This window comes from Rhodovulum strictum, assembly GCF_009649175.1.
GTDB lineage: Bacteria > Pseudomonadota > Alphaproteobacteria > Rhodobacterales > Rhodobacteraceae > Rhodovulum > Rhodovulum strictum.
The window spans coordinates 19,177-31,797 of sequence record NZ_WJPO01000005.1; the positions used below are offsets into that span (position 1 = coordinate 19,177).

15 protein-coding genes are annotated in these 12,621 nt (G+C 67.9%); 7 read left to right on the top strand and 8 right to left on the bottom strand.

From position 1 onward, the window contains the following. Window positions 1–11 precede the first annotated feature (11 nt). From GH815_RS04895 to pufB, 4 genes are all read right to left on the bottom strand, one after another. Window positions 12–1,805 (bottom strand): autotransporter assembly complex protein TamA, encoded by a 1,794-nt coding sequence (locus GH815_RS04895; protein WP_246176322.1) that lies wholly within the window; start codon window positions 1,803–1,805, stop codon window positions 12–14. Between the two features lie 78 nt (window positions 1,806–1,883). Then, window positions 1,884–3,296 carry a PucC family protein gene (locus GH815_RS04900; protein ID WP_153747643.1) on the bottom strand — a complete coding sequence of 471 codons (1,413 nt, stop codon included), beginning with the start codon at window positions 3,294–3,296 and terminating at the stop codon, window positions 1,884–1,886. A 157-nt stretch (window positions 3,297–3,453) separates the two neighbouring features. Next, complete coding sequence (locus tag GH815_RS04905; protein ID WP_153747644.1) at window positions 3,454–3,636, bottom strand: light-harvesting protein; 183 nt, start codon at window positions 3,634–3,636, stop codon at window positions 3,454–3,456. Between the two features lie 15 nt (window positions 3,637–3,651). Next, window positions 3,652–3,807, bottom strand: coding sequence for a light-harvesting antenna LH1, beta subunit (pufB, locus tag GH815_RS04910; protein WP_132693877.1), 156 nt, complete (start codon window positions 3,805–3,807; stop codon window positions 3,652–3,654). 388 nt (window positions 3,808–4,195) lie between these two features. On the opposite strand from pufB, the gene GH815_RS04915 reads away from it, so the two are divergent. Then, window positions 4,196–4,519 carry a hypothetical protein gene (locus tag GH815_RS04915; protein WP_153747645.1) on the top strand — a complete coding sequence of 108 codons (324 nt, stop codon included), beginning with the start codon at window positions 4,196–4,198 and terminating at the stop codon, window positions 4,517–4,519. A gap of 188 nt (window positions 4,520–4,707) precedes the next feature. On the opposite strand, the gene ndk is transcribed toward GH815_RS04915, so the two are convergent. Further along, entirely contained in the window at window positions 4,708–5,130 is a 423-nt protein-coding gene (ndk, locus tag GH815_RS04920; RefSeq protein WP_132693879.1) for a nucleoside-diphosphate kinase, read from the bottom strand. Between the two features lie 130 nt (window positions 5,131–5,260). Here ndk and GH815_RS04925 point away from each other — a divergent pair, with 130 nt between their 5' ends. The 3 genes from GH815_RS04925 to GH815_RS04935 are packed head-to-tail and all read left to right on the top strand — an operon-like array spanning window position 5,261 to window position 8,371. Then, window positions 5,261–7,108: an ABC-F family ATP-binding cassette domain-containing protein gene (locus GH815_RS04925; RefSeq protein WP_153747646.1), complete on the top strand. Its 1,848-nt coding sequence runs from the start codon at window positions 5,261–5,263 to the stop codon at window positions 7,106–7,108. A gap of 1 nt (window position 7,109) precedes the next feature. Further along, window positions 7,110–7,730, top strand: coding sequence for a MarC family protein (locus tag GH815_RS04930; protein ID WP_153747647.1), 621 nt, complete (start codon window positions 7,110–7,112; stop codon window positions 7,728–7,730). Window positions 7,731–7,783: 53 nt separating this feature from the next. Next, the gene (locus GH815_RS04935; protein ID WP_343030663.1) at window positions 7,784–8,371 is read left to right on the top strand and encodes a retropepsin-like aspartic protease family protein; all 588 of its coding nucleotides are present in this window, start codon (window positions 7,784–7,786) and stop codon (window positions 8,369–8,371) included. A 6-nt stretch (window positions 8,372–8,377) separates the two neighbouring features. Here GH815_RS04935 and GH815_RS04940 read toward each other — a convergent pair whose 3' ends face one another. Further along, complete coding sequence (locus GH815_RS04940) at window positions 8,378–8,836, bottom strand: DNA polymerase III subunit chi (RefSeq protein ID WP_153747648.1); 459 nt, start codon at window positions 8,834–8,836, stop codon at window positions 8,378–8,380. A gap of 163 nt (window positions 8,837–8,999) precedes the next feature. Between GH815_RS04940 and GH815_RS04945 the strand changes: the two genes are divergently transcribed. Genes GH815_RS04945 through GH815_RS04955 form a run of 3 tightly spaced genes read left to right on the top strand, consistent with a single transcriptional unit; the run spans window position 9,000 to window position 10,911 of the window. After that, window positions 9,000–9,557: a thioredoxin family protein gene (locus tag GH815_RS04945; protein WP_153747649.1), complete on the top strand. Its 558-nt coding sequence runs from the start codon at window positions 9,000–9,002 to the stop codon at window positions 9,555–9,557. Next, entirely contained in the window at window positions 9,554–10,216 is a 663-nt protein-coding gene (gene gph / locus GH815_RS04950; protein ID WP_343030664.1) for a phosphoglycolate phosphatase, read from the top strand. Before GH815_RS04945 ends, gph begins: the two co-directional genes overlap by 4 nt. Beyond that, entirely contained in the window at window positions 10,213–10,911 is a 699-nt protein-coding gene (locus tag GH815_RS04955; protein WP_153747651.1) for an HAD family hydrolase, read from the top strand. Before gph ends, GH815_RS04955 begins: the two co-directional genes overlap by 4 nt. Before the next feature lie 4 nt (window positions 10,912–10,915). On the opposite strand, the gene GH815_RS04960 is transcribed toward GH815_RS04955, so the two are convergent. Both GH815_RS04960 and GH815_RS04965 read right to left on the bottom strand, forming a co-directional pair. Then, a complete protein-coding gene (locus GH815_RS04960) occupies window positions 10,916–11,185 on the bottom strand; it encodes a hypothetical protein (protein WP_132693888.1) in 270 nt (89 codons plus the stop codon). Window positions 11,186–11,279: 94 nt separating this feature from the next. Next, a complete protein-coding gene (locus GH815_RS04965; protein WP_153747652.1) occupies window positions 11,280–12,446 on the bottom strand; it encodes a M20 aminoacylase family protein in 1,167 nt (388 codons plus the stop codon). Window positions 12,447–12,621: the final 175 nt, after the last annotated feature.

A 12,621-nucleotide genomic window follows, 5' to 3' on the forward strand; every position in this document is an offset into this window, starting at 1 on the left:
CCGCAATCGCATCAGAAGGCCTGCCCGATGCCGATATAGATCTGCACGCCATCCCCGGTGCCGCCGCCCACGGGTGCCGCGATATCCACCCGGATCGGGCCGATGCCGGTATCATAGCGCAGCCCCAGCCCCGCGCCCGAATGCCAGTCGCCATCGCCGCCCCAGGAATCGGCGCCGACAAACCCCGCATCGGCAAAGGCCACAAGCCCGATATTGCGGCGCATCCCCACCCGCGCCTCGGCCGAGAGCCCGACGAAGGAGCGCCCGCCGATCCGCTCGCCGCCGGGCAGATCGACCGCCAGCGACTGATAGGGCTGGCCGCGCACCGTGCCGCCGCCGCCCGAGAAGAACAGCAGCGCGGGCGGCACGCCCTCGGCCCCCGCGCCAAGGACCGAGCCGAATTGCAGCCGCCCCGCCAGCACCACCCGCTCGCCCATGCTGCGATAGAGCCGCGCATCGGCCGTCAGCCGCGCGCCGCTTTCGGCCGAGCCCCCGAGCGCAAGGAAGGGCATCACGCCAAGGCCAAGATAGCTGCCGCCGGCGGGGTTCAGCAGGTTGTCGCGGTCGTCGCGGGTGGCCGTGACCGGCAGCAGCGCATGGGTCATGCTGCGTCGGCCCAGATCGTCGCGCACGTCGGAATAGCTGAGCAGAATCGCCGCCTCGCCCGCCAGCCGTTTCGACAGCGTGCGCGTCAGCCCGATGCCGAAGCGGGCGGTATCCTCGCGGGAATCGGGCTCGTCCAGATGCTCGATGGCGGCGAGGGCGAAGAACCCCGTATCGGGGCCGATGAAGGCCGGGCGGTCAAGGCGCAGGGCCAGCCGGTAATCCTCGCCGCCGCCTTCGGTGCCGCCGATCCCCGAGATCGCGGCGTCGAATCGCAGCCGCTCGGCCCCGCCCATCAGGTTGCGATGCAGCCAGAAGGCCGACAGCGCGACACCTTCGAGCGAGGACAGCTCGGCGCCGAAGCCCAGCCGCCGCGGCCTGTCATCGGTGACGTTCAGCGTGATGTCCATGCGCCCGTCCGGGTCCAGCGTCTCGGCCTCGGCCAGGCTGACCGAGCGGAAGGCGCCGGTGCGTCGCAGCCGGTCGGCGCTGCGCTCCAGCGCCTCGGGATCGAAGCGGCGTCCGGTGGGCAGCCCGGCAATCGCGCGCAGCCGTTCCGGCCGCACCGCCGAGCGCCCGGCGATCACCAGATCGCCGAACTGCACCACCGGCCCGGGCACCAGCCCCAGCCGCGCGTCAATCGTGGCGCCGGGATGTTGCGCGATGATGCGCTGGTCGCCCAATTCCACCTTGGCATGCCCGGCCGCGCGCCATCCGGCAACGCCCGCCGCCGCGGCGTCGCGGATCGCGGTGCTGCGCGCGCGCTTGCCGGGGGCAAAGCCTTCGGGCAGTTCGGTGCCGGGGGCCAGCGGGGCGATCTGCGCCACGGAAAAGGCAAAGGCGGGGCCCTTGTCGATGTCGATCTCGACCCGCGCGATGCGATCGGGCAGCGCCAGCGGAGAGATATCGGCCGCCTCGCGCCCATCGAGCCGGATATGGATGACCGGCGCGTAATAGCCGCGCGCGTAAAGCGCCCCGATCAGCCGGGCGTAATCGGCCCGCGCCGCGGCAAGGATGTCCTGCGCGCTGGCATCCGGGCCTGCGGCGGCCTCGAGGCTGAGTGCAGAGGCCCGCAATGCGTCGCGCAACCCGTCCGACGCGCCGGGGGCGGACAGCCGGACCTCGGCCGCCCATGCAGGCGCCGACGAGAGCGCCAGCGCCACAAGCGCCACGAGACATCCGGTTCGGTTCGATTCGGCCAAGACGCGCCCCCTGTCGCCGCCCATACTGGTCCAAGCGGCGCAGGGATTGAAGGCCGAAGCGCGGAAACGTGATGCCGCTCAGGTCGAGCGGCGCTCGGCGCCGAAAACCTTTTGCGCAACAAGCGGGTAGGCCACCACAACCGTCACCACGAGAAACAGCAGCTCTGCCCCGTAGACAAAGAAATAGGGCGTGGCCGGACCGAACAGACCCGAGAATGGCGACAGCAGGATCAGGTCGCGCGCAATCCCGCCCAGCGCGATCGCGATACCTGCCGAGGTGGCCTGAACCGCCCCCCAGGCGCCCAGCGCAAGGCCCACCTGTTCCTTCGGGGCGGCGCGCATGGTGGCGGTCAGGGTGCCGTGGCTGAACAGCCCCGCCCCGAATCCGGCCAGCCCCGTGCCGATGATGAAGATGGCCGGGCTTTGCAGCGTGGCCGAGAAGGTGATCAGCGCAAAGGCCGGCACCCCCACCAGCGCCCCCGCCCCCGCCATCACCATCGGATCGGCGCCGCGGCTGAGCACGCGCGAGGCCAGCGCAAAGCCGATCAGCCCGCCCATCGCCAGCGTTGCCGTCAGCCGCGTGGTCGAGGCGACGGACATTCCCAGCACCTCGCCGCCATAGGGTTCCAGCAGCACCTCGGCCAGACCGAAGCCCATCGTGCCAAGCCCGATGATCCACAGCAGCCGACGCGGGTTGGCGCCGCGCATGAACAGCCCCCAGGCATCCGAGAAACTGGGGTCGGGCTCGGGATTGACGCGCTGGCGATAGGCCCGCTCGCGGTCGCGCGCCTCCATCTTCCAGATCGCGAGGACGTTGAAGACCAGCGTCATCACCGCGGCGCCCTGGATCACCTGGATCAGGCGCGGGTGGCTGAAATTTTCCAGCAGCTTGCCGAAGATCAGCGCACTGGCGATCATGCCCGCCAGCATCATCACATACATCAGCCCGACCACATTGGGCTGATCCTCGCGCGGGGCAAGATCGGTGGCCAGCGCAAGCCCGACGGTCTGGACGATATGCACGCCCGCCCCCACCAGCAGGAAGGCAAGCGCCGCGCTGACAAGCCCGATCCAGAGCGGCGCATCGGCCGCGAATTGCTGTTGCGACAGCACGATCAGCGCAAGCGGCATGATCGCGAAACCGCCCCATGCCAGCAGCGTGCCCTTCCAGATATAGGGCACCCGGCGCCAGCCGAGCGCGGATTTGTGGGTGTCGGACTTGAACCCGATCAGCGCCCGGAACGGCGCGAACAGAAGCGGCAGCGCGATCATCACGCCGACGATCGTGGCGGGAACCTCAAGCTCGACGATCATCACGCGGTTCAGCGTGCCGACCAGCAGCACCATCGACATGCCGACAGACACCTGGAACAGGGCCAGGCGCAACAGGCGTGACAGGGGAAGGTCGTCGCTGGCAGCCTCGGCAAAGGGCATCAGGCGCATGCCTGCGCTCGCGATGCCCTGGATCGCCATCCGGCTAAGTCGATTCATGCGGTCGCTCTCTGCACGGCGCGATGCGTCACAGCCGTATTCCGATTGCCCGCGGGCGCGCGTTTTCCAGTCATGGGCCCGGACATGCGGGCCGAGATGCGAAGGCCGAGGACTGATCCCCGGCCTTCGCCGTGTTCGCTACACGGATCGCAGGCCCTTAGGCCGCGTCGGTTTCCGAGGTGGTGACCACGGCGGCGCCTTGCTTGTAGTAGTCAGCAAAGAAGCCGGATTGGGTCACGAGGCCCAGGTGGACCAGGAACGAGCTGATGGCAACGGCGCTCAGGAAGAGCGGGATGCCGACGGTCGGCTTAACGACGAGCCAGAGTTTCGCGTTGTTCATACCTTGGTACTCCTCTTAGCCGAGCCACGGCGTGCCGACGGCAGCCAGGAAGTGCGCGACGAGCGCGATGGCGCCGAACACGCGGGTGCCATCGATCACTTGCTTGTGCACTTCTTCGGCTTCAGCGAGCGTCAGGCCGGTCGGCCAGACTTTGTTGGGATCGTCAGTCATATTGTCGTCTCCCCAATATGGTTTCGACTGCGTTTGCGTGCAGAACCTGCACCTCTTCGACAAGACCGGACCGGTCAACCGCTTTCACTTTCATGTCCGCGACGCTGCCGGTCCAGCCTCGTCACTTAGAAACGATGTCACAAGCGATTGACGTTGGCAATGTCAACGTAGGCTTACAGAGGCCCCGGATCGTGCGGCATATTGAGCAGCCCTGACAGCCTGTCGCAGGAGTCGCAGCCGCCCTGCCCTGCGACCCTGCGGACCCTTGATCTCGGCCCGTGCAGATGGGGTAATCGGGGCGCCGAACCGCAACTGTCGTTCATGTCGGACCGGAACAAGGCTTTCGCATCCGACGACGACACAGACCCTGGAAAGAACCGGAGGAACGATGAACAGCTATCCCTGGGACGCCTGGTGGCCCAAGCTCTCTGCCAACCAGCACATGACCGACGTCAAGATCGACCGCACCAAGACGACGATGTTCTCGGACGCGCTGGGCCTTGCGCTGCTGTCCGACAAGAAGCCGAATTTCGAACTGAAGACGTCCAACCCCACGCCGCTGTCGTCCAAGATGGGCTGGGATCTTCTGGGCGGTAAGGGCGAAGGCAATGTCGTGCTGACCACCGCCGAGCCCTACCCGCTGTCCGCGCGCATGGGCTGGAAACTGCTCAGCGAGCGCAAGTACTACGCCATCGCCGCGCATCAGCAATAAGACTGCACGGACGACCCGACGCCCGCGCCGACCCCAGGTCTGCGCGGGCGTCTTGCGTCTGGCGCCCCGATCCGGCGGCCCGGACGCGCACCGGCAAAGCGAAAGGGTCAAGCGAAAGGGCCGGCCCATGCGGACCGGCCCCTTGAGTTTCGCGGCGCAGGATCCTTCCAGAGGATCCTGCCAAGACGTCAGCCGACCAGTTCGAGGCCCGAGAAGAAATAGGCGATCTCGACCGCGGCGGTGTCCTCGCCATCCGAGCCATGCACCGAGTTCTCGCCGATCGAAAGCGCGAATTCCTTGCGGATCGTGCCCTCGGCCGCCTCGGCGGGGTTGGTGGCGCCCATCACTTCGCGATTCTTCGCCACCGCATTCTCGCCTTCCAGCACCTGCACGACGATCGGCTCGGAGGCCATGAACTCGCACAGTTCGTCATAGAAGGGGCGCTCCTTGTGGACGGCATAGAACACGCCGGCCTGCGCCTTGGTCAGGTGGATGCGCTTCTGCGCGACGATGCGCAGGCCCGCGGCTTCGAGTTTCGCGTTGATCGCGCCGGTCAGGTTGCGGCGCGTCGCGTCGGGCTTGATGATCGAGAAGGTGCGCTGGATCGCCATGTCGGATGTCCTTGTGTGCTGCGGCACCCCCGCGCGGGGGTGCGGGAAAAATCGCGGCCCTGCTAGCATGGGGCCTGTCCGGTGAAAAGCCGCGATTGACGGCACGCGGCGGGGCTGGCACTGACCGCGCATGCTGCGCATCGACGAGATTTCCTTTGCCATCGAGGGCCGCCCGCTGTTCGAGCGCGCCTCGGCGGTGATTCCCGATGGCCACAAGGTCGGGCTGGTGGGCCGCAACGGGGCGGGCAAGACCACGCTGTTTCGGCTGATCCGCGGCGAGCTTGCGCTGGAATCGGGCGAGATCGCCCTGCCCGCCCGCGCCCGGATCGGGTCCGTCGCGCAAGAGGTACCCGGCAACGAGGTCTCGCTGCTCGATACGGTGCTGGCGGCCGATATCGAACGCGCCGCGCTGCTGGCCGAGGCCGAGACCGCGACCGACCCCCACCGCATCGCCGAGATCCAGACGCGGCTGGCCGATATCGACGCCTGGTCGGCCGAGGGGCGCGCATCGGCGATTCTGCGCGGGCTGGGCTTTACCGAGGCCGAACAGGCGATGCCCTGTTCGGCCTTTTCGGGCGGCTGGCGGATGCGGGTGGCGCTGGCCGGGGTGCTGTTCGCGCGCCCCGACCTGCTGCTGCTGGACGAACCTACCAACTATCTCGACCTCGAAGGGGCGCTGTGGCTCGAATCCTATCTCGCGCGTTATCCCTATACGGTGATCCTGATCTCGCATGACCGCGGGCTGCTGAACCGGGCGGTGGGCCATATCCTGCATCTCGAGAATCGCAAGCTGACGCTTTACGCGGGCGGCTACGATGCCTTTGCCCGCGCCCGCGCCGCCGCCCGGGCCGTGCAGGCGGCCGAAGCCAAGAAACAGGAGTTGCGCCGCGCCCATCTTCAGGGATTCGTCGACCGCTTCCGCTACAAGGCGTCCAAGGCGCGTCAGGCCCAGGCCCGGCTCAAGATGCTGGAGCGGCTGGAGCCCATCGCCGCCCCCGAGGATGCCGCGCGCACCGTCTTTACCTTTCCCGAACCCGAGGAATTGTCGCCCCCCATCCTTGCGATGGAAGGCGCAGCGGTCGGCTATGACGGCAAGCCGGTGCTGTCGCGGCTGACGCTGAGAATCGATCAGGACGACCGGATCGCGCTTCTGGGGCGCAATGGCGAAGGGAAATCGACCTTCTCCAAGCTTCTGGCGGGAAAACTGCCTGCGCTGTCGGGGCGGGTGACACGGGCGGCCCGGCTGCGGGTGGGCTATTTCGCCCAGCATCAGGTGGACGAGCTGCATATGGACGAGACACCGCTCGACCACCTGCGCCGCGCCCGGCCAGACGACGCCCCCGCGCGGCTGCGCGCGCGGCTGGCGGGATTCGGGCTGGGGGCCGATCAGGCCGAAACGGCGGTGGCGCGGCTGTCGGGCGGGCAGAAGGCGCGGCTGTCGCTGCTGCTGGCCACGCTGGATGCGCCGCAATTGCTGATTCTGGATGAGCCGACCAACCACCTGGACATCGAAAGCCGCGAGGCGCTGGTCGAGGCGCTGACCGCCTATACCGGCGCGGTGATTCTGGTCAGCCATGACATGCACCTGCTGTCGCTGGTGGCGGACCGGCTGTGGCTGGTGAAGGATGGCCGGGTCAGCCCCTATGACGACGATCTGGACGCCTATCGCCGGATGCTGCTGGCAAGCGAGGCCCCCGAAACGGCGAAACCGGCGAAACCCGCGGCGAAGAAACCCTCGCGCGAGGCGGTGATGGCGGCCCGGGCCGAGGCGCGCAAATGCGAATCGCGGGTCGAGACGCTGAGCGAGATGCGCGAGAAGCTGGCCGAAAAGCTGGCCGATCCCGCGCTGTACGATCCTGCGCGCCAGAACGACCGGATCCTGTGGCAACGCAAGTTCGCCGAGGTCGAGGAGGCGCTGGCCCGGGCCGAGGCGCTGTGGCTTGCCGCGATGGAAAGCCTTGAACAGGCCGAGGGCTGACTTGGACCCGACCTTCTACATATCGGCCTTTGTCACGCTGTTCGTGGTGATCGACCCGATCGGGCTGGCGCCGCTGTTCGTGGCGCTGACCCAGGGCATCGACCCGCGCGCGCGCCGTGCGATCGCGTTCCGCGCCGCCGCCATCGCCATCGGCCTGCTGACGTTGTTCGGCATCTTCGGCGAACAGGTGCTGGGATTCGTCGGCATCTCGATGCCCGCCTTCCGCATCGCGGGCGGCATCCTTCTGTTCCTGACCGCGCTTGACATGCTGTTCGAACGGCGCACGAAACGGCGCGAGGATCAGGCGCACGAGGATCGCCCCGATCCATCGGTCTTTCCGCTGGCAACGCCGCTGATCGCGGGGCCCGGCGCAATGGCGACGATGATCCTGCTGATCGGCGCGGTCGGGCGCGAACCGGTCGCGATGGTGCTGATCCATCTGGTGATGCTGGCGGTGATCGGGGTCGTGCTGCTGATGTTCCTGGCGGCCGGGCTGATCGAACGCGCGCTGGGGCGGACCGGCATCAACGTGGTCACGCGGCTTCTGGGGATGCTGCTTGCGGCGCTGTCGGTGCAGTTCGTGCTGGACGGGTTGCGCGATTTCGGGCTTGCGCCGGTCTGACACCCTCGCGATTGCGGGGCCGGTCCCTATATCGGGGACAGGAACCCGAAAGGATGGCCATGGACGGCGACAGCCTTGCAAGACTGCTTTACCTCGTGCTGCTCGGCTCGGCGATTGCCGGGTATTTCTTCGTCGCGAACCGCCACCGTCTGGGTCAGGTCGCGCAACAGGCGGCGATCTGGGGGCTGATCTTCGTGGGCGTTATCGCGGGATTCGGGCTGTGGTCGGACATCCGCCGCGACGTGGCCCCGCGTCAGGAGGTGTTCGCCGATCAGGCCCGCGTCGAGGTGCCCCGCGCGCCGGACGGGCATTACTACCTGACGGTCCGGATCAACGGCGCGCCGATCCGATTCGTGGTCGATACCGGCGCGACGGACGTGGTCCTGACCCGGCGCGATGCGCAGCGGGTGGGGCTTGACCCCGATGCGCTGGACTATATCGCCGAGGCGCGCACGGCGAACGGGGTGGTGCGCACCGCGCCGGTGCGGCTGGAACTGGTGGAACTGGGACCGATCGAGGATCGCGGCGTCCGCGCCTTCGTCAATTCGGGCGAGATGCGGGAATCGCTTCTGGGCATGGGCTATCTGAACCGCTTTGCACGGATCGAGCTTGTGCGCGACCGGATGATCCTGACCCGCTGAAGGCGTTCAGCCCCCGCTGTCGCGCCGAATCTCCCAGCGCCCCGAGTCCTCGGACCAGTATTGCGCGCGCAGCCCTGCCCCGGTCAGCGCCCGCCATTGGCCGCGCGCCGCCTCGACCGCCACAGGATCGTTGCCGTCGAACAGGATGCAGACCCGTTCCATCGCCGCGGCCTCTTGCGGCGTGACCTGCGCGCCATCGACCGCCATCAGGCAGACCGCGCCGTTCGGGATGTCCGGCCCCGTGGTCAGCAGTACGGGCTGATCGGCGTCGAACGCGCCCCCCGCACGGCCATGCGGCAGGAAACCGTCGCCCTGCCAGAGCAACTCGTCCAGCCAGTCAAGCCGCCCCGCATCGGCCCCCCGCACCACGACACGCCAGCCCTGCGCCAGCGACTTGTCCAGAAGCGCGGGCAGCGTCGCCTCGATCGGGCGGCGGGTCAGGTGGTAGAACATCACGATCCCCATGCGCCGATGAAAGACCGGCCCGGGGGCCGGATTGCAAGCGGGAATCGGGACTGGCCGAATGGCGCAGAGCGCCTATTATCCCGCGCAAGCCCGCCCGTTCGCGCGGCGGGATACCGGCCCCATGGGCGCCGGGCATCGCATGCACAGGAACGGAGTTCACCCGATGGCAGTGTCGACCCCCATCTGCGATTTCGGCTGGAAGGCCCCGGATTTCGCCCTGCCCGGCACCGATGGGCGGACCTGGACGCTGGACGGCATCCGGGGCACCCGGGGCACGCTGATCATGTTCATCTGCAACCATTGCCCCTATGTGATCGCCGTGCGCGACCGGATCATCCGCGATGCCCGCGATCTTCAGGCGCTGGGAATCGGGGTGGCCGCGATCAGTTCGAACGACGCCGCCGCCTATCCTGCCGACAGCTTCGAGAACATGCAGCGGCTTGCGCAGGAACTGGCGCTTCCGTTCCCGTATCTCTATGACGAGGATCAGTCGGTCGCAAAGGCGTATGACGCCGTCTGCACCCCGGATTTCTTTGGCTTCGATGCCGGGCTGGGGCTGCAATATCGCGGGCGGCTGGATGCCTCGCGCAAGGAGGCGGGTCCGCCGGATCTGCGCCGCGACCTTTACGAGGCGATGAAACAGGTGGCCGAGACCGGCCAGGGACCGCAAGAGCAGATCCCGTCGATGGGTTGCTCGATCAAATGGAAGGACGCCGCGTGAAGGCCATCATCTTCGACCTCGACGGAACGCTGATCGACAGCGCGCCCGACATCCATGCCGCCGTCAACCGCACGCTGGCCGAAACCGGCGATGGCGAGCTGCCGCTGGACACCATCCGCGGCTTCATCGGCAATGGCGTGCCCGTGCTGATCGAGCGGGTGATCGCGGCGCGCGGGCTGGACCCGGCGCGGCAGGCGGCGATGGTCGACACCTTCATGCGCCATTACGAGGCCGACCCCGCCACGCTGACCACGCTGTTTCCCGGCGTCAAGGATGCGGTCGAACAGTTCCGCGACGAGGGCTGGGCGATGGGTGTCTGCACCAACAAGCCCGAAGCCGTCTCGCGCGCGATTCTCGACCGGCTGGGGATCGGGTCGTTCTTCGGCACGGTGGTCGGCGGCGACACGCTGGACGTAAAGAAACCCGACCCCGCCGTGGCGCTGGCCGTCAAGGAACGGCTGGGCGCGACGGTGGCGGTCTATGTCGGCGACAGCGAGATCGACGCGGAATGCGCCTGGAAGGCGGGGATGCGCTTTGCCCTGTTCACCGAGGGCTATCACCGCGCCGATGACGTGGACGACATCCCGCAGGATGCGCGATTCTCGGATTTCGACGTTGCGGTGGCCATCGTCGCCCGGCTGGCCGACGAGCTGCGATGAGCCTGCGGGCGCTGATCTTCGACGTCGACGGAACGCTTGCCGAAACCGAAGAGGCGCACCGGCGGGCGTTCAACGACAGTTTCGCGGCCTGGGGCCTTGACTGGTCCTGGGACCGCGAGGCCTATCGCCGCCTGCTGCGCACCACCGGCGGCAAGGAACGGATGCTGGCCTTTCAGGCCGGCCTGCCCGACGGGGCGGCGCGGCTGAGCGACGATCAGATCGCGCAATTGCACCGCGAAAAGACCGCCCGCTATGGCGAGATACTGGCCGCAGGCGATCTGGCGCTGCGTCCCGGCGTGGCCGAGTTGATCGCCACCGCGCGGGATGCGGGGCTGCGACTGGCGGTTGCGACCACCACCAACCTGCCCAATGTCGAGGCGCTGGCGCGCTGCTGCTGGGGATGCGCGGCGCGCGAGGTGTTCGACGTGATCGCCGCGGGCGACGAGGTGGCGGCCAAGAAACCCGCGCCCGATGTGTTCGACCTGGCCCTTGCGCGGCTGGCGCTGGACCCCGATGCCTGCCTCGCCTTCGAGGACAGCCGCAACGGCCTGCTCTCGGCCATGGGCGCGGGGCTGTCGGTGATCGTCACCCCCAGCGCCTATACCGACCACGAGGATTTCACCGGCGCGGCGCATGTCCTGCCCACGCTGGAACGCGCGCATTGGCCCGCGTGGCTGGCCGCCATCGCGGGCTGAGGGCTCAGCGCAGCGACAGGAACCGCTTGCCCGTCCTGAGCCGCATCCCCGATTTCCGGCGCGAGATCATCGGGAAATAGAAGAACGACGACAAGGGCGTGGGCCAGTCGGTGTTCAGCCGCGTTGTCGATGCCTTGCGCGACACCATCGGCAGCCCGAAGAAATCCGAGAACGGCGTGGCGCTGTTCCGGTCCAGGTGCCAGGTGTAATCGCTCATCACATAGTCGAAGGGGGCCACGCTCTTGATGAAGGTGGAATCCTGCTTGCCTGCCATGGGGTTTCCTTTCGTCTGAACCCTGCCCGAGCGGGGATCAGACTACCTCAGCGTGCGCGTTCCCGAAAGATGCACGATCCGCACAGGCCCGGGTTCAGGCGGCAGGCAGCCGCGCCTCGACCAAGCCTGCAAACCAGGACGATCCGAACGGGATCGCCGCGTCGGAAAACTCGTATTCGGGGTGATGCACCATCTGCGTGTCGCCGTTGCCGACAAAGATATAGGCGCCGGGCCGTGCGTTCAGCATGTAGCTGAAATCCTCGCCCCCCATCATCGGCGCCACGTCGCGGCGCACCCGGCCCGAGACGGATTCGGCCACCTGCGCGGCAAACTCGGTCTGGTCGGGGGCATTGTCGGTCACCGGATAGCCGCGCCGCCAGGCAATGTCGGCCCGCGCGCCGTAGGCCGCTGCGGTATGCTCTACGATCCGGCGGAACTGCGCCTCGGCCCGGTCGCGTACCGCTTCCTCAAGGCTGCGCACCGTCCCGCGCATCCGCACATGCTGGGCGATCACGTTGCTGGCCTTGCTGTCGGTCTCGACCGTGCAGACCGAGACGACGACCTGTTTCAGCGGGTCGATGCCGCGCGAGGCGATGGATTGCAGCGCCACGACGATCTGGCTGGCCACAAGCACCGTGTCGATGCACTCATGCGGCTTGGCGGCATGCCCGCCCTTGCCGGTGACCGAGATCTCGAAATCGTCGGTCGCGGCCATGATCGGCCCGGTGCGGATCGCGAATTCGCCCACCGGCAGGCCGGGCATGTTGTGCATGCCGTAAACCTCGTGGATGCCGAACCGCTCCATCAGCCCATCGTCAACCATCGCCTTGCCGCCTGCGCCGCCTTCTTCGGCAGGCTGGAAGATCACCACCGCATTCCCGTCGAAATTCCGAGTCTCGGCCAGGTATTTCGCCGCCCCCAGCAGCATCGCGGTATGCCCGTCATGGCCGCAGGCATGCATCTTGCCCGGGTGTTTCGAGGCATGCGGCAGCCCCGTCGCCTCGATGATGGGCAGCGCGTCCATGTCCGCGCGCAGCCCGATCGCCCGCCCCCGGCTGTCCGTGCGCCCCCGGATCACACCGACAACGCCCGAGCGGCCGATCCCCTCCACCACCTCGTCGCAGCCGAAGTCACGCAGCTTTGCCGCCACCAGTCCCGAGGTGCGCGGCAGGTCGTACATCAGTTCGGGATGGGCATGGATATCGCGCCGCCATTCGGCGATCTCGTCCTGCAATTCGGCGAGGCGGTTCTTGACGGGCATCTGTCTCTCCTGAGGGCGCGGCGTTTGCCGCATCACGGGCGACAAGGTGAGCCGCCCCCCGCCCAAGGTCAAGCCGGGCCGGTTTCGGGGCTGCGGGTGAAATAAGAACGCCCGTTCCGCCCCATCGCATGCGCCGCACCCTGGTTCGCGCGCGGCACCGGCCCGCGATCGCCCG